Below are 18,675 nucleotides of genomic sequence, written 5' to 3' on the forward strand. Positions count from 1 at the left end.
CTGCCGGCCCCACGGTTCACCCGGGCGGGATCACTGCCCGTAGACCCGGAACTCGTACAGCGAGACGCCGTACGGGGTCGCCCTGTTCTGGCCCAGCACCCTGACGTAGCGGCCCGTGCCGGAGACGTCGAGGGTGTCGGTGCCGCCGTCACCGGTCGTCGTGGCGTAGAGGTCCGTCCACGTGCCGAAGGCGGGCTCGTCCGAGACCTGCACCCGGTACCCCTTCGCGTACGCGGCCTCCCAGTCGAGCTCGACCCGGGTCACCGCCTTCCGCGACCCCAGGTCCACGTTGATCCACTGGTTGTCCTGGAAGGTGCTGCTCCAGCGGGTCGAGCCGTTGCCGTCGACCGCCTTGTCGGGGGAGGTGGCGCCGCTCTCCGAGGAGGAGGCCCAGGCCGGCTTCCCCTGGGACAGCAGCGTGCCGCTGCCTCCGGCTGCCGTGGTGCTGACCACGAGAGGAGCAGAGGCAGCAGAGGTGTTGCCGGCCACGTCCCGGGCCCTGACCGTGTAGCTGTAGGCCGTGGAAGCGGAGAGGCCCGTGTCCGTGTACGTCGTGCCCGTGGCGGTTCCGACGGCCACCCCGTCACGCAGCACGCTGTAGCCGGCGACGCCGCTGCCGCCCGCGCCGTCGCTGGACGCGTTCCACCGAAGTGACACGCTGGAGGCCGTCCTGCCGGTGCTGACCAGTCCCGACGGGACGCCGGGCGGTGTCGTGTCCGCGGTGCCGCCCGTCTGCGTCGTGACGCTCAGCGCGGCCGACGCCGCCGAGGTGTTGCCCGCCGCGTCCCGGGCCCGGACGGTGTAGGAGTAGGCGGTGCCGGGGGTCAGCCCGGTGTCGGTGTGGCCGGGCGTGGTGACGGTGGCCACCTTGGTGCTGCCGCGGTAGACGTCGTAGCCGGTCACGGCCACGTTGTCGGTGGACGCCGTCCAGCCGAGCGTGACGGAGGTCGACGTCCTGGCCGTCGAGGTGAGTCCGGCCGGGGTGGACGGTGCCTGCTGGTCACCGGCGGGCGGCTGGCCGCCGTAGAGGTCGCCGAGGCTGATGCCGGTGGTGGCCGTGGGGCCGCCGAGCCGGACCTGGTGGTCGAGGCTCACGAACTTGCCCCCGCTCTGCCAGAGCGTGGGCTTCAGCAGCGCGTACTTCGCCTCGTCCCAGGTCTTCCAGTCGTTGAGGAGGAGTCCGCCGGTGTCACCGGAGTTGGGGTTCAGGCACCAGAAGGTCTGGTGGATCCTCTGCTCGGCGATCAGGTCGCGCAGCGCCGTCATCCACTTCTGGTTGGGGCCGTTGTCGAGGAAGCCGCCCCATTCGCCTATCAGCAGGGGCGAGATGTTCTCCTTGTGCAGGTAGAGCCAGTTGGGGTCCCAGACGTCCCGCTCCAGCGTGGTGCGGTTCCACTCACCCTGGAACCAGGGCTGCTGGAACACCAGCGGCCCGTAGTCGTGCGGGGAGTACACCAGCTGGTCCTGCTGGGAGCCGAGGTCGACCGGGTGGTCCTTCGCCCCGCGCAGGTTCCCGCCCCACCAGTTGAAGTGGTAGTCGGCCTCGGTCTGCGACGACCAGGACTTACCGGCCTTCGGGTAGATCTCGATGCCCTCGCACAGGACCAGGACATTCGGGTTGACCGCGAGGATGCGACGGCCGGCCGTCTGGCAGGCGTACTTGAAGTTGTCCTGGTCGGTGGAGCCGTCCCACTTGGCCCGTGGGCTCTCGGTCTGCTTCCCGTGGGGCTCGTTCTTGACGTCCATCGCGACGATCGTGTCGTTGTCCTTGTAGCGGGCGGTCACCCACTCCCAGGCCGTGTAGAACTGCTCGCTGGTGAGGGCGCCCTTCCACCACACCGGGTAGATGTGGCCCGAGTTGTCGGCCTCGGCGCTGTGCACGTCGAGCATCACCTTGATGCCGTACTGCTCGCAGAGGTCGAGCCAGTGGTCGAAGACGCCCAGGCTGGTGAGGTCCTTCAGCTCCGGGTTGGCGTAGGTGTTGACGCCGCTCGGGACCGTGGCCTGGCCGCTCTTCCACTCCAGGAGCAACTGGGTGGAGATGGGGACCCGCACGATGTTGATGCCGCGCTCGGCCATCGACTTCGTGATCTCGGTGATGTTGCCCGACCACAGGCCGTGGAAGACGCGTTCGGTGGCGTTGAAGCCGAACCAGTTGGTGCCGGTCAGCCAGACCTTGTCGCCGTTCGCGTCGACGATCTGATTGCCCTGGGTGTGCAGCCAGTCGTCGGCCGGGGCGGCTGCGGTCGTCCCGCTGCCGGCGGGGGAGGCGGCTGCGGGGGCCTGTTCCGCCGCCGGGACGGCCCGGGCGGCGGCGGGCGGAGCGGCGGCGACGGCCGGTGCGGCTGCCAACAGGCAGGCCACCACGGCCGTGAGTACCGCCAGGGGCGGACGTCTTCTGAGGAAATTCACGGGCACCTTCCGATGTCCAGGAGGACGACAATGTCTGGGAGCGCTCCCATTCGGGTGAACGTTGCATCTCCTCGCCCAGGGTGGAAGCCCTTTGCGTCGGGCAGTGCATTCCCGGAGGAAATGCCGGGAGTTGCGCGGGTGGTTTCGAGACGGGAAGGTCCGATTCCGGCCACTCGGCCTCGATTCGGGGAGGGAGAACACAGAGATGCTCCGCACCCTCCCCGGTGTCGTATACATGCGTGTGGCTCGAAGGCGTCCATCGGGTCGCGAAATCAACTGCTGCTCCTACCGGCAGATCTGTCGAGAATTCGAGGATTTCCGACCGCGACTTCCTCAGCCGGTGGCCGGTGTGCAGAATTCAGGGCGCATGGGAGCGCTCCCTTCCGGAGGAGTGCTTCCCCCTCGCCTCGTTCCTGAGGCATAGCGCAGAGAGGCGAATGCATTGCCGACGCAGCCGCGAAACCCGAGCCGTGCTCCGACCGCCCTCCGTACCTGGGCCGCCCTGCTGTCCCTCCTGGCCGCCGTGTTCGGCACGTACCTCGCGGTGGCGCCCACCGCTGCGGCGGCGACGACCCTGTGCGATCAGTACGCCTCCGCCACCATCCAGCAGGGGCGATACGTCGTCCAGAACAACCGCTGGGGTGCGTCCACTCGCCAGTGCGTCGAGGTACGCGACCGGGGGTTCGCCATCACGGCGGCCGACCACAACAACCCCACGAACAACGTCCCCGCCGGATATCCGTCGATCTACGCGGGCTGCCACTACGGCAACTGCACCACCGGCAGCGGACTGCCGCTCCGGGTCTCCGACGCGGCGGGGGCGCGCAGCTCTGTCGCCATGACACGTCCCGCCTCGGGGGAGTGGAACGCCTCCTACGACCTGTGGTTCGACCCGACCCCCCGTACGGACGGCCAGAACACGGGTGCCGAGCTCATGATCTGGCTCGACCACCGGGGCCGTCCGCAGCCCATCGGCTCGAAGGTCGCCACCACCCGGATCGAGGGCGCCGACTGGGACGTCTGGGTCGGCAACATCGGCTGGAACGTCGTCTCCTACGTCCGCACCGCGGGAACCGGCTCGCTGGACTTCGCCGTACGGTCCTTCACCGACGACGCCGTGGCGCGGGGGCAGATCCAGAGCTCCTGGTACCTGACCAGCGTGCAGGCAGGCTTCGAACCCTGGGTCGGCGGGGCGGGGCTCGCCGTCGACGACTTCTCCTTCTCGGCGAACGGCGCGGCGGGCGGCGCGAAGGCGGTCGTCGGGCGGCAGAGCAAGCGCTGCCTGGACGTCTCGGGCGGCAGCAGCACCAACGGCACCCCGGTGATCCTGTGGGACTGCTGGGGCGGAGCACCTCAGCAGTGGACCCTCGCATCCGACGGGACACTGCGGGCGTTCGGCAAGTGCCTGGAGGTCGCGGGCGGAGCGGGTGCCCGCGCCAACGGCTCCGGCGTCGGGCTGTGGGACTGCTGGGGCGGGGCCAACCAGAAGTGGACGCTGGGCAGCGACGGGACGCTCCGCAACCCCAACTCCGGGCGCTGCCTCGAAGCCGCCGGCCAGGGGACCGGCAACGGCACCCGGATCCAGATCTGGGACTGCTGGGGCGGCGAGAACATGAAGTGGGACGTCGGATGAGCGCCCGCAGCGGACTGAGGCTGACCGCGCTGCTCGCCTCCGCGGTGCTCGCGGTGACCCTCTCCGGCCCTGCGGCCGGCCGGAGCCCCGACCCCGCAGCGGCGGCGGGGGAGCCGGAGGTCATCACCGTGGACACCGGGCAGCAGTCCGGTCCTCTGAAGAAGGCCGGGCTCGGCACCCTCTTCGGAGTCACGACCACCCCGGACACCCCCGCCACGCTCGCCGACGGGTCCCAGGTGCTGCTCTCCCAGCACCAGAGCCTGGACGGGGACACCTCCTATCCGAGCTCCACCGAGGCCGTGGCCGGCCGACTGCGCGGCACGGGGGTGAAGATGGTCGCCCGGTACAACGACCTCATGGGCGGCTGGCCCTACGTCTGGAAGGGCGTCGAGGACTGGATGGGCAAGGTGGACAGTGCGACCCGCTCCGTCCAGAAGTACAAGGACGTGCTCCACTCCGTCGCACCCCTCAACGAACCGGACAACAAGCTGGGCCCCCAGGCGGACAGCCCGTTCATGACCGACCCCAGGGTCCAGGGCGCCACCTACGACGCCAAGGTCAACTGGCTCTGGACCGAGACCGTGCGCCGCATCCGGGCCACCGATCCGACGGTGAAGGTCATGGGCCCCAACTACGAGCACTACAACCCCTGGGAGTCCGCGGACCGCCAGCCCCGAATGCGGGCCTTCCTCGTCAACGCGAAGAACACCGGCACCCTCCCCGACATCATCGGCTGGCACAGCCTGGGACCCAGCCCGGGAGACGTGCCCGAGGCGCTGACCCGCTACTACCGGCCCCTGGAGAAGGAGCTCGGTATCTCGCCCCGCCCCGTGATGATCGAGGAGTACGGCCCGGGCAACGGCGAGTTCGAAGGTGTGCCCGGCACGATGATCAAACACTGGGCGGAGTTCGCGCGCTACGGGGTCGACTCCGCGGCCATGGGCATCTACACCAACCCAGGTCTCCTCGGGAACACCCTGCGCCGCACGGCGGGCGGGCTGCGGCCCAACGGCGGCTGGTACGCGATGAACTGGTTCCGTGAGATGCGCGGGACCCAGCTCGCCGTCAGCCGGTGGGACACCCGTCACTACCAGGCGGCCGACGGTGTCGCCTCCTGGGACCCCGACGCCCGGACCGTGACCGTCCTGGCGGGTGGCGAGGACGGGGACATCGACGTGAGGCTGCTCGGACTGGCCGCCCGTGGCCTGGGGCCGCAGGTCAGGGTCAGCGTGGACTACGCCTTGTGGACCACCGACCCGCTGGCCACCGACACGCGGCCTGACCGCGCCGGAGACCCCCAGAGCGCCCCGTACAACATCTACGACAAGGTGCTCACCCTGGACTCCGGTGGTCACCTGACCGTCCCGATCCGCCGGATGGAACGCCTCAACGGCTACCGGATCACGGTCCGGCCCGCCTCCACGCCCACCGGCCGCCCCGGCAAGTACGAGGCCGAGGACGCACGCGGCACCGGAGTCGTGCCCCATCTGGGCAGTGATACGGCGCTGGCCTCGGGGCGCGGCTACGTCGGCGGGATCGACCGCGCGGACAGTGCCGTCGCCTTCACCGTGGAGGCGGCGAAGGCGGGGATCCACACGATGACCGTGCGCTACGCCAACGGCACCACCGGACCGGCGAGTCACACCGTCACCGTCGGGAGCGAGCGACAGGGGGAGGTGGAGTACGAGGCGACCGGCGGCTGGGCGAACACCACCATGCGCACCGCGACCACACGCGTGGCACTGTCGGCCGGCAGCAACACCGTCACCCTCTCCAAAGGCCTCGGCCACGCCGAGGTGGACTACATCGACGTCCGGGCGGACACCCATCGCTACGAGGCCGAGAACGCCACGGTGACGGACGCGGCCACCCGGCACTACCAGTGGAACGAGTTCCCCGACTACGTCGGAGGTATCGACCGTCCGACGAGCGCGGTGGAGTTCACGGTCGACGCGCCCCGGAGCGGCAGCTTCCTGCTGGACGTCGGATACGCCAACGGCCTGGCGGGCGTCGCCGACCACATCGTCACCGTGAACGGCGTGGACGCGGGCCGGATCAGCTACCCCTCCACGGGGGCGTGGCTCGGGACCGCGCGGCAGGACGCCGTGGCGAGGGCCGCCACCGTGCGCGTCACCCTGAGCGAGGGCACGAACCGGATCCGGCTGACCAAGGGCCAGGGGTACGCCGAGATCGACTGGGCGGCCCTGCGGCCCGGCTGACCGGACGGCGCGGCGGTCCCTGCCTGCCGCGCCGGATCGGTTCGTACTGTGGGCACTCCGGGGGCGGGTCCACGGACGGTAGTGTGGCGGACGCACCGAAGTGACCTTCGGAGCAGGGGAGTCGGACATGGGGGCGTGGATGAGGCCGAGCGCGGGTGAGACGCAGTTCGCCATGCTGTCGGAGGGGCGCACATGACGGACGGAAACGAGACGGAGGAAACCGGTCTGGCCCAGGCCATCGAGGAACTCCGCCGAGAACTGGGAACCGCTCAGGACGCCGGGGCGAACCAACAACTGCGGTTCGAGATCGAAGAGGCCCAGCTGGAGCTGTTGCTGGAACTGCGCAAGGACGTGAAGCCAGGGGTCAAGTTCGCCTTCGGGGTCGTCACCGCAGGCGTCGACGGCAGCGTGGCGAGCGCACGCACGCACCGCCTCACCTTGAAGCTGAAGGTGCGGGACGAGGCGTTGGGCGGGCGCAACGCCGAGGTGAACCGGCAGCAGTCGCGTCCTTGGACCCGATGAGGTGGAGCCACGGCGGCTCGCGGACATCCGGGCAGGCGACGAACGGAGTACCCGTTCCGTCGGGACGGGTTACCTCGTCGCTCCGCGACTGGTCCTGACCGCCCGCCACACTGTGGTCGATGCGGGGACGGGCGAGCCCCACCCTCGCATCGACCTGCGCATCGGCCACCCGCGGCGTGCACCTGCCGTGTGGCGTGACGGCGGGGTCTGCTGGACCGGCGGTGCGGACTCGGACGTCGCCCTGGTGCGGCTGCGTGAAGCCGTGGAGATTCCCGATTCCATGCCCGTCCGCTGGGGACGGCCCACCGGTGTGCGCCCTTTGCCGTACGAGGGCCTGGGCTACCCGCGACTCGCCGAGTACGCCGACGACGAGCGCGGCGTGGAGACTCTGCGTGGCGTTCTGCCGCCCCTGTCGACGGGACCCGGCGGTATGTTCGTCCTGGACCAGGCCGCCGGGCCTCGCGCTCGCCCGGGCGGCGCGGCCGAACGGGCCTGGGCCGGTGTCTCCGGGGCTGCAGTGTTCTGTCACGGCTTTCTCGTCGGCATCGTCGTGCGGGACGACGCCGAGTACGACAACCGGCGTCTGCACGCCTGCCCCACGGAGGCCTTCGCCCTGGACACCGCGTTTGCGTCCTTGCTGAGCCGGTACGGCGCCGGTCCGCTTCGGATCGAGGACATACCGGAAGCCGGCGGCCCAGGCGGCCCGGTCCCGTCCGCCGGCCTCATGTGGCCGCCGACCTCGGACGCAGCGGCCCCGGAGGGCACGGTCGGCGGCCTGTGGTCGGGCCGTGCGGTGGGCGCGGACCCAGCCACAGGGCCGGACACCGGGGCCTTGCCGGACCACCTGCCGGTCACGGCGCGGCGCACACCGGTGCGGCTGCCGCCTGCGCCCACGGCATTTGTCGGGCGGAACGCCGAAGAGCGTACGGTGCTGGAGTTCCTCGAACCCAGGGAGACCGCCGGCCCTTCGGCGACGTCCGTACTGATCACGGGCATGGGAGGGGTCGGCAAGACGGCTCTGGCACTCCACGCGGCCCGTGAGGCACACGGACGCGGATGGTTCCGGGGAGGAATGTGCTTCCTGAACGCTCGCGGGTACGGGCCCGGCCCAGCTGTCGGCGCCACCGACCTGGCGGGACGCCTGCTCGGCGCCTTCGGCCTCGGAGGGGTGGCCGGCGATCCCGAGCACGCAGCGGAGATCTGGCACGAGCTGCTGACCGGGCTCGAGCGCAACGGAACCCCGGTTCTCGTCGTGCTCGACGATGTCGCGGACGTCGGGCAGGTGGCCGAACTGGTGCCCGGCCCGTCGCGTCACCGCATGGTCATCACGTCGCGGGACGTGCTGACCGGGCTGGATGCCGGACTGGTGCAGCTGGCGGTGCTACCAGCAGACGAGTCGGTGACACTGATCGACGTATGTCTGCGCATCGCTCACCCGGCCGACAGGCGCTTCGCCGAGCGGAGCCGGGACACCCTGCGCGTGGCCGAGCTGTGCGGAGGGCTGCCACTCGCCCTGCACACCATGGCCTCATTGCTGGGACCTGAACGGAATCTGACGGCGGGTGACCTGGCCGACGAGCTCGCGGACACACGTATGCGCCTGGACGCCCTCTCCTCGGACGGCATCGACGCACCTGTCCGTGCGGCCTTCGACGTCTCGTACCGGCGTCTCACGGAGGGCCAGGCCCAGACCTTCCGGTCGCTGTCGGTCCACCCTGGATCACACGTGGCCGGCGTGACGGCGGCCGCACTCGTCGACCGCACCCCGCCCGTCGCCAGGCGCGCACTGCGGTCGCTCGCCCGGGCCCATCTCGTTGAGAGTGTGATCGTTCCGGGAGCGACGGACGCCTGGGCCATGCACAGCCTGCTGCGGATCTACGCGCAGGAACAGGCGGGGCGGCATCCCGTGGAGTCCGAGGCCGTCCGTAAGCGGCTCTACGCCTTCTACCAGAGCCGTGTCCATGCCGCGAGCCGCGCGTTGTCCGGTGCGCAAGCGCTCGGGCGGGAGGGGGAGTTCGCGAGCAGCCAGGAGGCCATGAACTGGTTGAACTCGGAACGGACGAACGCCATCGCGGTGGGTCTGCTCGCCCTGTCGGACGGACGGGGCGATGTCGCCTTCGACATCGTCTTCCCCCAGCTCGAGATCATCGCGCACCCCGATCTTGGCAAGGAGTTCCTTCCCCTTACCGAGAGGGTGGTCGAATGGGCACGGGCGGAAGACAACCCTGCTACCCAGCTGAACGCCCTTGTCATCCATACAGGCGCGCTGATCAGCGCAGGCAGACCGCAGGAAGCCGTGGCACCGTTGCGCTCGATGCTGGGGGTCACCCGCAGCATGCCGGAGCGCGAAGGCGTGGTGCGTCTGACGCTCAGCATGGCCTACCGCGGAGCGGGCCGGTTGCCGGAGGCCGTGGCGCAGTCCCGGGCGGCTGTCTCGCTGTTCGACGAAGTGGGAGATCTCGGCAACAAGAGCTCCGCGCTGACCAGCCTCGGCAACTCCTTGCGCCTGCTCGACCGGCCGGAAGAGGCTGCGGAGGCGCACCGCCGCGCGGCGGAAGCAGTGGGCGCCGTGGGGGGCTCCACCTACCTGGAGGCGGTCTGTCTGAACAATCTCGGTAACGCGCTGTCGGACATGGGCGAGAAGGATCAGTCCATAGCCGCTTTCCGGCGGTCGGTGGACCTGTTCCGGGAGTACGGCTTCCCGCACATGGGCATCACGACAGCGGCGAACCTGGGCGGCGTCCTGGCCGCATCGGGCCGTCAGGATGAGGCGGCAGAGGTGTGGAGCGGTGTCGCGGAACTCTGCCACGACGTGGGAGAACCGGCGCGTGAGTTCGTTGCCCTCGCAGAGGCAGGCAGGGCGCTCCAGGAGATCGAGGACTACAGCGCCCTCCTGGATGTCAGCTGCCGTGCCGTCGCCTGCTCCGGAAGTGTCGAGAACCAGACGCACGCCGCCCAGGTGATGAACAACCTGGCCTTCTGCCAATCGCAGACGGGCGCGCTTGCCGAATCGGTCGTCGGCCATGTGCGCGCCGCCGTGCATTTCGCGGCGCATCCCGACGCGGATGAGCCGGATGCCGGGGAGAACCAGATCATCCTGGCGATGCTCGCAGCCGACCGGATCACCGATCGTGGAGATGCCGGGGAGGTGCTCCTGCGGGCGGCCGAACTGGCAGGCGGGGCCCGGCACCCGGACTGGGAAGGAAGACTCCGTTTCAACGCGGGCAACAGCTTCGCGACTGCGGAGAGGTACGACGAATCCGTCGCCGCACTGCGATCCGCGGCGGAGGTCCTGAGGAGCGCGGGTGATGAAGTGAGGCAGGGCTGCGCGCTGAACAACCTGGGCATCGGTCTGCGTGAGCTCCAGCGATACGAGGAGTCGGCGGAGGCGATCCTCGAAGACATCGCCATCTGCAGGGCGGCAGGGGACCAGGCCGGTGAGGCGACATCTCTGCTCAACCTCGCCGAGACCCTGGGCGCCGGCGGCGACACCGAAGGGGCGACGGCCCACCGGCACGAAGCGCTGGACATCCTCATCGACGTCGAAGGGGATCCGGAGACCATTGCGGAGGTGCGCCGGGAGATCGCCCTCGGGGACGGTCCGCGGCCTGGAGGTACCCGGACAGTCTCCGGACCGAAGGCTTGAACCGACGGTTCCTGGGGCCGGTGCGGAGGACGGGCTGAGCAGCGCCCGGTGACTTCGGCTGCTCAGGTGTGACGTACTGTCGTCGCCCCCGGACCTGGCCTCGCACATGGTCCTCGGGTACCAGGGGAGCAGCTCGGGAGCCCGTCGCCTCCCGCTCTCAGTCGAGCACCGCGGCGACAGCCTCGATCTCGACCAGCTGGTCCCTGTAGCCGAGCACGGTGACGCCCATCAGGGTGCTGGGCACGTCGTGGTCGGCGAACGCCTCCCGGACCACCTTCCACGCGGTGACCAGGTCCTCCTGGCGCGACGAGGCGACGAGAACCCGTGTGCAGATGACGTCCTGGAGTGTCGCGCCGGACGCGGCGAGGGCGATCCGCATGTTCTCGACGGCCTTCGCCGCCTGGCCCGCGTAGTCCCCGACCGCCGCCGTGGAGCCGTCCTCGTTCAGCGGGCACGCCCCGGCGAGGAAGATCAGGCGTGATTCGGCGGGCGCCGTCGCCGCGTAGGCGTACTCCGCGACCTGGGACAGGGAGGCGGAACGGATCAGGGTGACGGCACTGGCCACGGTGTGTCGGGTCCTTCCACGGGAGACGAGGGCGTGGCCATCCTGCCAGCGGGGGACCCTCTCCCGCGCTTCCTTTTCCGGTGCACCGAGGATCCGCGCACGTACGCCGACGGACCCGCGCCGGCGCGCGGGTCCGTGATCCGGACGTGAGGGGTCAGCAGTTGGGCACGCCGGGCAGCCAGCTGTCGGCGACATCGATGAAGATGTTCGATATGTATCCGCCGTAGTCCGGCAGGTAGGACCACGCGTCGTTGCTGTGGCCGTCGGCCTCGACGAGCTGGCCGTGCACCTGGCACTGCACGCGCACCGTGGTGGGGCCGGGGAGCTGGGCGACGCGGGTGGAGGCGCTGGTGGCCTGCTGACGGATGTTGACGGCGGTGCCCCAGGTCGGGAACGACTTGGTCGGGGCGCCGGTGCCGGTCCAGAGATACGTGACGGTCACCCAGCCGTTGTTGTTCAGGCCGACGTTGTAGAAGGTCCCGTCGGCCAGGTCTATGCCGGCCGGGTTGAGCACCCGGCGGCCCGACCCGTCCAATCCGCCGTTGTAGCCGTTCTGGTAGGCGGCCTGAGCTTCGGGCCTGCCCTGCGGCAGGTCCTTGAAGGACTCGCGGACGGAGGACGGATTCCAGTAGTCGTCACGGGTGTTCCACGGACCGACGTCCCACACCGGGGCGGTCTCGCAGCGCACCGGCCCGCAGACGCGCACCGAGTACTGCCCGCTGCCCTTCGGGGAGAGGCCACGCCGGGAGGGCAACGCCACGAAGTGGTCGTTCGGAACGATCACATGCCCGTTCGCCGTGGTGCCGCCGACCAGGCCCTCCCGGGTCGCGTACACCGTGGCCGAGAGGGCCTCCGCGGCCTCGGCCTTCCTCGGCGTGCCGTCGAGTCCGGCGGTCAGACGCAGGGAACTGACGACCGGTGCGGCGCCCTTCGGTGCGGCGTTCAGGGTGATCCGGGTCTGCACACGCGTGACCGCCCGGGGCAGCAGGGCGGGGCTGCCGTCGCGCGCCTCGCGCCATTCGGTCCACCGGCCGAGCCCGTCCCGTCCGCGTACGTCGACGGCGACCCGTGCTCCGCCGGGGACGGTGGCCTCGAGGTCGGTCGCGATCCGGTCGACGGCGCGGTCGAGCACACGTACGGGAAGCAGGATCGTGCCCTGCCCCTGAGTGGAGCGGGAGGAAGCGGGCCTCAGGCCGGGGTCGTGGAGACGCAGTCCGCCGTCGGTGCGGCTGAGATTCGTCGTGTCCGCCGCCGGTGCGGACAGGTCCGCCTGCCAGCTGACGGTCCCGAGAGACGCGGTTGCGGGTACGGCGTCGCGGGCGGCGGCCGGTCCGGCCGTGAGGGTCAGAGCCACGACGGCCGACAGCGACGCGAGGACGGCCGCTCCTCGGCGTACGGGGAGAGTGGGGGCGTTCGGTCTCTGGTTGCGGCGCACGGTGCGCCTCCTTCTCGGTGGGGGCGGGGAAGGCGTCATGAGCAGCGGGGCACGCCCGGAAGCGTGTTGCCCGGGGAGGTGACGTAGACGTTGGTGATCCAGCCGCCGTACTGGGGCAGATACGCCCACCAGTCGTTGACGTAGGGCGGCACCGACACCTGACCGCCCTGCTGCTGGCAGGCGACGAGGACGTCCACTCCGGCAGGCAGCGTGGTGAGGGCGGTGGAGGAGGTCGTGGCGGCCGCGCGGACACGGACGCCACTGCCCCAGGTGCTGAACCGGGTGCCGGAAGGGCGTACGGCCCCGGGCACGTTCAGGGAACCGGTGAGGGCGGTGACCTTGCTGTAGGCGGTTCCGTACGGGGTGCCGTCAGGGTGCAGGGTGAGCACCGCGACCACCGTCCGGTCGTCCGGCCCCACGGTGCCGGTGGTGTGGAGCGCCTCGGACGTCAGGTCCACCGCATCGGCGGAGGCGCCCCCGGAGGGCGGCGTGGCACCGGTCCCACGGCGGGTACCGCCTCCCTCGACACCGTTCGCCGGTCTGGACGCACGGGGGTCCTGGCCGGCGACGCGTGAGGGCGCGGGAGTCGGCGTCCCCGAGGAGACGCAGCCGCCGGAGCTGAAGCCGGACCATCCCTGCTTGACGGCCATGGGGCCGTCGAACGCGGACGGCAGCCCGAATCCCTGGTCGAAGCCGTCGGCTGCGCACCGCTCGGAGCGGTGCAGGGCTCCCAGGACGAGATCGCGCACCGGTGCCGGTGCCGTGTCGAGGAGGTAGCGGTAGACGCGGACGGTGTCGGCGGCCGTGGTCGCCGTATAGCCCCAGTAACCCGGGTAGCCGGCCGGCGGCGGTGCCGTACCGGTGAGAGCCAGACGAGGCACCATGCGGGAGATGACCGCGCTGCCGCCACCCGCGGACCAGTAGTGGCCGGCGGCGGCGTCGTCACTCCTGCTCAGCATGGCATCGAGCCTGTCCCGGTCCGCCTGCGGCACCTCGTAACCGGGTCCCCGGTTCCACAGGAAGTCCAGTGCGAGCAGCAACTTGACCACGGACGCGGATCGGAAGGCGCGGTCCGCCTGGACGGATTCGGTGAAGCGGCCGGTGAGCCGGTCGAACACCGCGACGCCCGCTGTGACGTCGGCGGGTATGTCCACGACGCTGTGGTTCTCCGTTCCGGTCGTCGCCGGCTCGGCTTCGGGTCCCGCCAGCGCGGGTCCGGCGGGCGGAGGCGCGGCCGACGGACCGCTGCGGACGGCGGCAGGCGAGGCGGGAGCGGCCGGGGCCACGGCGGGTGAGGCCGCAGCGGCCCCCGTCAGTGTGAGCAGGAGTCCTGCGGTGGTCGTGAGAGCGGCGCCGAGGAACGACGCCCGGCGGGCTGGACGGAGCGAAGGCATGGGGGGCTCCTTCGGGGCACGGACGCACCGGGCCGGCGGTCCGGTGACGCTGTGGCACGTGGACGCCACGGTGGAGCGGCCGGGTGGGAGGCGCAAGGAATTCGTTCCTGGTCGAAGGAGGGCGACGCACGCTTGTCAGCGGGACGGGCCCCCGCTACGTTCCCGACGTCTCACCGCGCCTCGGCCCGGCCGCGTCCGGGCCGCCTCCCCCACCTAGGAGCATTCGTGAGGTTTCTCAGACGTCTTCCCGCCCTGTTCGTCGTGGCCCTGATGGCCCTGACCGGCCTCTCTGCGGTCCCGGCGCAGGCCGGGGAGACCGGTGCCACGGCGGCGCCGGTCTTCAAGGCGCCCTACCCCTGCGGCCAGCGATGGACGTACAGCCACCACTCCGCCGAGGTGCGCCGTGCGCTCGACTTCGTACGCGCCGACGGCGGCACGACGGCGGGCACTCCGGTGCTCGCATCGGCGGCCGGCACGGCGACCCGGTACTCGCAGCCGAGCGGTGCCGGGAACTACATAGCCATCGACCACGGCGGCGGCTGGACGACGTACTACTTCCACCTCTCCGCGTACTCCGTACCGAGCGGCGCGTCCGTGGCCCAGGGGCAGCAGATCGGTGTGACCGGCAGCACCGGAAACTCCTCGGGGGCCCACATCCACTACGAGCAACTGCTCAACGGGGTGGGCCAGAACATCGTCATCAACGGTGCCGGCCTCTCCTACCCCGGCAGCTACAACCAGGCCTACCTCACCAGTGACAACGGCTGCGGCGGCAGTGGCGTGCCGTTCAACACCTGGGGCAGCGGTGTGAACGTCCGTGCCGACGCCCGCGTCAGCGCGCCCGTGGTGACCACCCTCGCCGGACCGACAGCCGTGCGCGTGCTGTGCCAGAAGCAGGGCGACACGGTCAACGCCGAGGGATACAGCAACAACTGGTGGAGCAAGCTGCGCGACCAGAACGGGTTCATCAGCAACATCTACATCGATCACCCCGCCGCGCAGCTGCCCGGCGTGCCGATCTGCTGATCCGCGGCGGTGGTGCACGTGGTCCGGCCGGGGCGAGTTCCGGTCGGGCCGTCGTGCATTCCAGCCGAACGGACACCGCCCCTCGTCTCCACTCGCTGACATGCATGCGTCACTCAAGTGATGCGCGTAGAGTGCCGCTGGGCGGGCCTCACCGAGCGCCCGTGACCACCGGGGGTGCGCTGTGCTACGGGTGGACTTCACGAGCCACGAACTGGCCCGCTTACGCGTCGCGTCCGGCGTGGACCCGCTCTGGGAGACCGCGCTGAGCCTGCACCTCCTCCAGAACCGGCAGGTACCCCTCGCCTACGGGCCGTGGCGCGCCGAAGTGGGCGCCTCCCTGCGGCGCGCCGGTCTCGTCCCCACGACCCGCGCGCTGACACGCCTCTGCCCCGACGGCTCCTACTTCCCCGACTTCCTGACACCGGGCCGCGGGGACACGGACCTGGAGACCGGGCTCGACCGGCTGCTCTCCACACCCCGGCACCGCCTCCGCGCGGAGATCGCCCGGCTCCACGCACACACCGCGGGCCCCGTCCCGGCCGGGCTGCGCACGCTCGCCGAGGGGGCCCCCGAAGCACTGCGCCGCCTCGGCGCGGCCCTGCGCGCCTACCACCAGGTCGCCGTCGAGCCCTACCTCACCGCGATGCGCGCGCAGGCGGCAGCCGACCGGACCGTACGCGCCCAGGCCGTCCTCAGCCACGGCGCGGAGGGCCTGCTCACCGGGTACGACCACCTGCCCGGATGGCGCTACCGGGAGGGCAGGCTCCGCGCCCCGTATCCCGTCGAACGTGAACTGAGCCTGCGGGGACGGACGCTGACACTCGTCCCCGGCTTCTTCTGCGTGCGCGCCCCACTCGCCCTCGTCGACGAAGAACTGCCACCCGTCCTCGTCCACCCCCTCTCGCCGGCGCCCGGCTGGCTCGAACGCAACCGCACCGGAGGCCACGCTCCGTTGGCACAGCTCATCGGTGCCACCCGTGCCGAGCTGCTCCGGATGCTGGACCACCCGATGACCACCATGGACATCGCCGCGGCGCTGCGCCTCGCGCCGTCGACGGCGAGCCGGCACGCCACCGTGCTGCGCGAGGCGGGCCTGCTGCTGTCGCAGCGTCAGGGCGTACGGGTGTTCCACCACCGGACGGGGCTGGGCCGGGCGGTGCTGGAGGCCGCTCCGCAGTGAGCAGCCGTGCAGACGGTCCGGTTCGGTCAGGGTCGGGTCGCGGGGAGCGGGACGGCACACGGATGGACCCTCCGAGCGGGGTGGCGGCGACTGCACCGTCCTCTCGGATCCCAGGCGGACCCCTCCGGCCGAGCCGGCGGTTCCGAGGCGTGCCCGGAACCGCCGGAGTCTCAGTAGGCGTGCCCCATGTGGGCCAGGGCCTGCTTGAGCAGCACGCCGTGGCCGCCCGGCATCTCGTTCTGCACGGCGTGCGAGGCCGCCTCCTGCGGGCTGAACCAGACCAGGTCCAGCGCGTCCTGCCGCGGGCGGCAATCCCCGGTCACCGGCACGACGTAGGCGAGGGAGACCGCGTGCTGGCGCGGATCGTGGAACGGGGTGACGCCCGTGGTGGGGAAGTACTCGGCAACGGTGAAGGGCTGGAGGGACGCCGGAACACGCGGCAGGGCCACGGGGCCGAGGTCCTTCTCCAGGTGGCGCAGCAGGGCGTCACGGACGCGCTCGTGGTGCAGGACGCGGCCGGAGACGAGAGCGCGGCTGATGGTCCCGTCGGTGCCGATCCGCAGGAGCAGCCCGATGCTGGTGACGTCGCCGCTCTCGTCCACCCGCACAGGGACGGCCTCGACGTACAGGACGGGCATCCGGGCCCTGGCCATGTCCAGTTCGTCCGTGGTGAGCCAGCCGGGCGTGGTTTCCGTCATGTCAGACATCGCTTGATCATACTTACCCGGCCGCGATTCCGGACGCGTGTCAGCCGCAGGATCTCGCTCGGGATTATTTCCGTTTCCTGTCGCCGGCCGCCCCGGACCGCCGGGGCCGACCGAGGTCCCGGGCTCGTGCCGGCACGAGGGAGGACGCATGCCGATCCCTCACGCGGTACCTGCGTCGTCCGGGGCTGTCTCGACCAGGACATACATGACGGAACGCTGCTGCTTGTGGCGCCGGATGCGTCCCTTGGCCACGAGCGACTCCAGGGTGTTGCGCACGACCTGCGGTGTCGGCATCCGCCCGGGGTGCTTCTCCAGCAGCTCGTCGCGCAGCTCCCTCGCGAGGCGGGGCTCCTCGTGGGTGCTGAGCAGCTTCAGGAGGACGTCGCCGAGCAGCGGCTGCGGGGGAGCAGCCTTCGCGATGGGCTCCCGGGTCTTCTCGACCGCACCCGCAGCCCCCTTGGACGCGGGGCCCGGCGGGATGGCGGACACCGGTTCGGTCTCGCCTGCGGGCCGCGCGGGTGTGAGGACCGCCCCGCGCTGTGCCTGTCCGGGCAGGCGCGACGTGTCCGACGTGACGTCGTGGCGTTCCGCGAGGTTCAGGATGTCGGAGAGGAGAGCTTCCTCCTGCTTCAACAGCGCCAGCTCTTCGGCCAGTTCCTGCTGTCGGCGGTGGTTCTCCTCCAGGTCCGACGCGGCTTGAGCGACATACCGCGACCGGAGTGTGGTGGCGGATCGGCTGGTCACAACCCATCACTCCTCTTCTTGAACGATGCTGCGCATGCTACTCAGGCCGGCGGACCGGAGAACCGCGCGATGCCCGTTCGGGCGGAACGCCGGGGGCAGGGTGTTCCGAGGGGTGCCACACCGGCCCCGTGCGGTGCCGTGTCCGAACCCGGTTTGCCCTCCGCCGCGCATGCCCTCGAAGCCCGTCCGGTGGTTCGAACCCCGCATACAGCGCACCGGCTCCGCTGCGCAGCCTCCGACAGCCCGGCCTCAACACCCTTCGGGTTTGTGGGCTAGGAAGGTGGCGAACGTCCTTGTGGCTCCCTCGCCGGGTTCCTCCACCAGACGCGCCGTGAGAACGAGTCCGGCCTCCACCAGGAGATCGGCGATCCGGTCGGGCGGCAGCAGATAGGACTCGTAGGACACCGGATTCCCGCCGTAGGCCTGGGTCGGACGCAGATGCTGGTCCGCACCCACGTGACCGGCCAGCATCAAAGAGCCACCGGGAGCCAGAGCACGGTGGAACTCACCGAACAGGAGAGGCAGCAACGGCGGTGGCGTGTGGTGGGTGGAGTAGTACGCGAGGACGCCACCGAGTTCGTCGTCCTGGATGGGGAGCGATGTCATCGAGCCGACGTCGAAACGCAGCTGCGGGTAGGCCCTCCGGGCCGTCTCGACCATGGCGGGTGACAGGTCGATGCCGAACGCATCCACGCGCTGCTCGGCCAGGTAGGCCGTCACCTTGCCGGGCCCGCATCCGAGGTCGGCGACCGGCCCGAGTCCGGCCGTTCGTACCACCTCCGCGAACACGTTCAGCATCCCTCGTGACAGCGGATCCAGCTCGTGCGGGGGCTTGACCCGTTCGCAGTAGTCGGAGGCGACGGTGTCGTAGGACTCCCGGACGGCGGCGAGGTAGGAGAGATCAGGCACGCCGACGACTGTAGGCGAAGGGCTGCCGCTCGATGCCCGGTGTGCGGGACCTGGCCGGAGGTGCGCCGTCGGCCTGCGCCCTCAGTGGGGTGCCGGGGCGGGACAGGGCGGTGGCGGGCGTCCCGTCGTGTCCTTGCGCCGTCCCGCACGGGGGAGGGGAGGACGCAGCCCGTCCGTGCTGCTGGAGCAGGGCCGCCCCGGCAAGCGCCCCGACGCCGGTCCGGTGGGGGGAGGTTGCTGCGCGTTCCTGGCCGACGCACCGTGGCGCGGCGGCTGCTCCGCA

Annotated in this window: 13 protein-coding genes; 6 read left to right on the plus strand and 7 right to left on the minus strand. The window is 70.9% G+C overall.

What is annotated here, in order from left to right:
- Positions 1 to 30: 30 nt before the first annotated feature.
- Entirely contained in the window at positions 31 to 2,352 is a 2,322-nt protein-coding gene (locus ACFC51_RS19665) for a cellulase family glycosylhydrolase (RefSeq protein ID WP_376529859.1), read from the minus strand.
- A gap of 502 nt (positions 2,353 to 2,854) precedes the next feature.
- Between ACFC51_RS19665 and ACFC51_RS19670 the strand changes: the two genes are divergently transcribed.
- From ACFC51_RS19670 to ACFC51_RS19685, 4 genes are all read left to right on the plus strand, one after another.
- Positions 2,855 to 4,045 carry an RICIN domain-containing protein gene (locus ACFC51_RS19670; protein WP_376529860.1) on the plus strand — a complete coding sequence of 397 codons (1,191 nt, stop codon included), beginning with the start codon at positions 2,855 to 2,857 and terminating at the stop codon, positions 4,043 to 4,045.
- Positions 4,042 to 6,264 (plus strand): CBM35 domain-containing protein, encoded by a 2,223-nt coding sequence (locus ACFC51_RS19675; RefSeq protein ID WP_376529862.1) that lies wholly within the window; start codon positions 4,042 to 4,044, stop codon positions 6,262 to 6,264. Before ACFC51_RS19670 ends, ACFC51_RS19675 begins: the two co-directional genes overlap by 4 nt.
- Before the next feature lie 192 nt (positions 6,265 to 6,456).
- Positions 6,457 to 6,786: a trypco2 family protein gene (locus ACFC51_RS19680; RefSeq protein ID WP_376529864.1), complete on the plus strand. Its 330-nt coding sequence runs from the start codon at positions 6,457 to 6,459 to the stop codon at positions 6,784 to 6,786.
- 1 nt (position 6,787) lies between these two features.
- Positions 6,788 to 10,432 carry a tetratricopeptide repeat protein gene (locus ACFC51_RS19685; protein ID WP_376529866.1) on the plus strand — a complete coding sequence of 1,215 codons (3,645 nt, stop codon included), beginning with the start codon at positions 6,788 to 6,790 and terminating at the stop codon, positions 10,430 to 10,432.
- Between the two features lie 157 nt (positions 10,433 to 10,589).
- Here ACFC51_RS19685 and ACFC51_RS19690 read toward each other — a convergent pair whose 3' ends face one another.
- The 3 genes from ACFC51_RS19690 to ACFC51_RS19700 form a co-directional block, all read right to left on the minus strand.
- Positions 10,590 to 10,997, minus strand: a complete 408-nt coding sequence (locus ACFC51_RS19690) for a RidA family protein (RefSeq protein WP_376529868.1) — start codon at positions 10,995 to 10,997, stop codon at positions 10,590 to 10,592.
- Between the two features lie 154 nt (positions 10,998 to 11,151).
- Positions 11,152 to 12,432 (minus strand): hypothetical protein, encoded by a 1,281-nt coding sequence (locus ACFC51_RS19695; RefSeq protein WP_376529870.1) that lies wholly within the window; start codon positions 12,430 to 12,432, stop codon positions 11,152 to 11,154.
- Between the two features lie 35 nt (positions 12,433 to 12,467).
- Positions 12,468 to 13,826 carry a hypothetical protein gene (locus ACFC51_RS19700; RefSeq protein WP_376529872.1) on the minus strand — a complete coding sequence of 453 codons (1,359 nt, stop codon included), beginning with the start codon at positions 13,824 to 13,826 and terminating at the stop codon, positions 12,468 to 12,470.
- 225 nt (positions 13,827 to 14,051) lie between these two features.
- On the opposite strand from ACFC51_RS19700, the gene ACFC51_RS19705 reads away from it, so the two are divergent.
- The gene (locus tag ACFC51_RS19705; RefSeq protein ID WP_376369037.1) at positions 14,052 to 14,852 is read left to right on the plus strand and encodes a peptidoglycan DD-metalloendopeptidase family protein; all 801 of its coding nucleotides are present in this window, start codon (positions 14,052 to 14,054) and stop codon (positions 14,850 to 14,852) included.
- 190 nt (positions 14,853 to 15,042) lie between these two features.
- Positions 15,043 to 16,032 carry an ArsR/SmtB family transcription factor gene (locus ACFC51_RS19710; RefSeq protein ID WP_376369038.1) on the plus strand — a complete coding sequence of 330 codons (990 nt, stop codon included), beginning with the start codon at positions 15,043 to 15,045 and terminating at the stop codon, positions 16,030 to 16,032.
- A gap of 170 nt (positions 16,033 to 16,202) precedes the next feature.
- Here ACFC51_RS19710 and ACFC51_RS19715 read toward each other — a convergent pair whose 3' ends face one another.
- The 3 genes from ACFC51_RS19715 to ACFC51_RS19725 form a co-directional block, all read right to left on the minus strand.
- Positions 16,203 to 16,739 (minus strand): NUDIX hydrolase family protein, encoded by a 537-nt coding sequence (locus ACFC51_RS19715; RefSeq protein WP_376369039.1) that lies wholly within the window; start codon positions 16,737 to 16,739, stop codon positions 16,203 to 16,205.
- Positions 16,740 to 16,898: 159 nt separating this feature from the next.
- Complete coding sequence (locus tag ACFC51_RS19720; protein WP_376369040.1) at positions 16,899 to 17,483, minus strand: hypothetical protein; 585 nt, start codon at positions 17,481 to 17,483, stop codon at positions 16,899 to 16,901.
- Positions 17,484 to 17,732: 249 nt separating this feature from the next.
- Positions 17,733 to 18,392, minus strand: coding sequence for a class I SAM-dependent methyltransferase (locus ACFC51_RS19725; protein ID WP_376369041.1), 660 nt, complete (start codon positions 18,390 to 18,392; stop codon positions 17,733 to 17,735).
- Between the last annotated feature and the right edge of the window lie 283 nt (positions 18,393 to 18,675).

The sequence above is a fragment of the Streptomyces sp. NPDC055962 genome (genome assembly GCF_042270185.1).
GTDB lineage: Bacteria > Actinomycetota > Actinomycetes > Streptomycetales > Streptomycetaceae > Streptomyces.

Bases quoted from the DNA above. Each gene is read 5' to 3' on its own strand.
- ACFC51_RS19700 (WP_376529872.1), bottom strand. From the start codon at position 13,826: ATGCCTTCGCTCCGTCCAGCCCGCCGGGCGTCGTTCCTCGGCGCCGCT.
- ACFC51_RS19680 (WP_376529864.1), top strand. From the start codon at position 6,457: ATGACGGACGGAAACGAGACGGAGGAAACCGGTCTGGCCCAGGCCATC.
- ACFC51_RS19715 (WP_376369039.1), bottom strand. From the start codon at position 16,739: ATGTCTGACATGACGGAAACCACGCCCGGCTGGCTCACCACGGACGAA.
- ACFC51_RS19675 (WP_376529862.1), top strand. From the start codon at position 4,042: ATGAGCGCCCGCAGCGGACTGAGGCTGACCGCGCTGCTCGCCTCCGCG.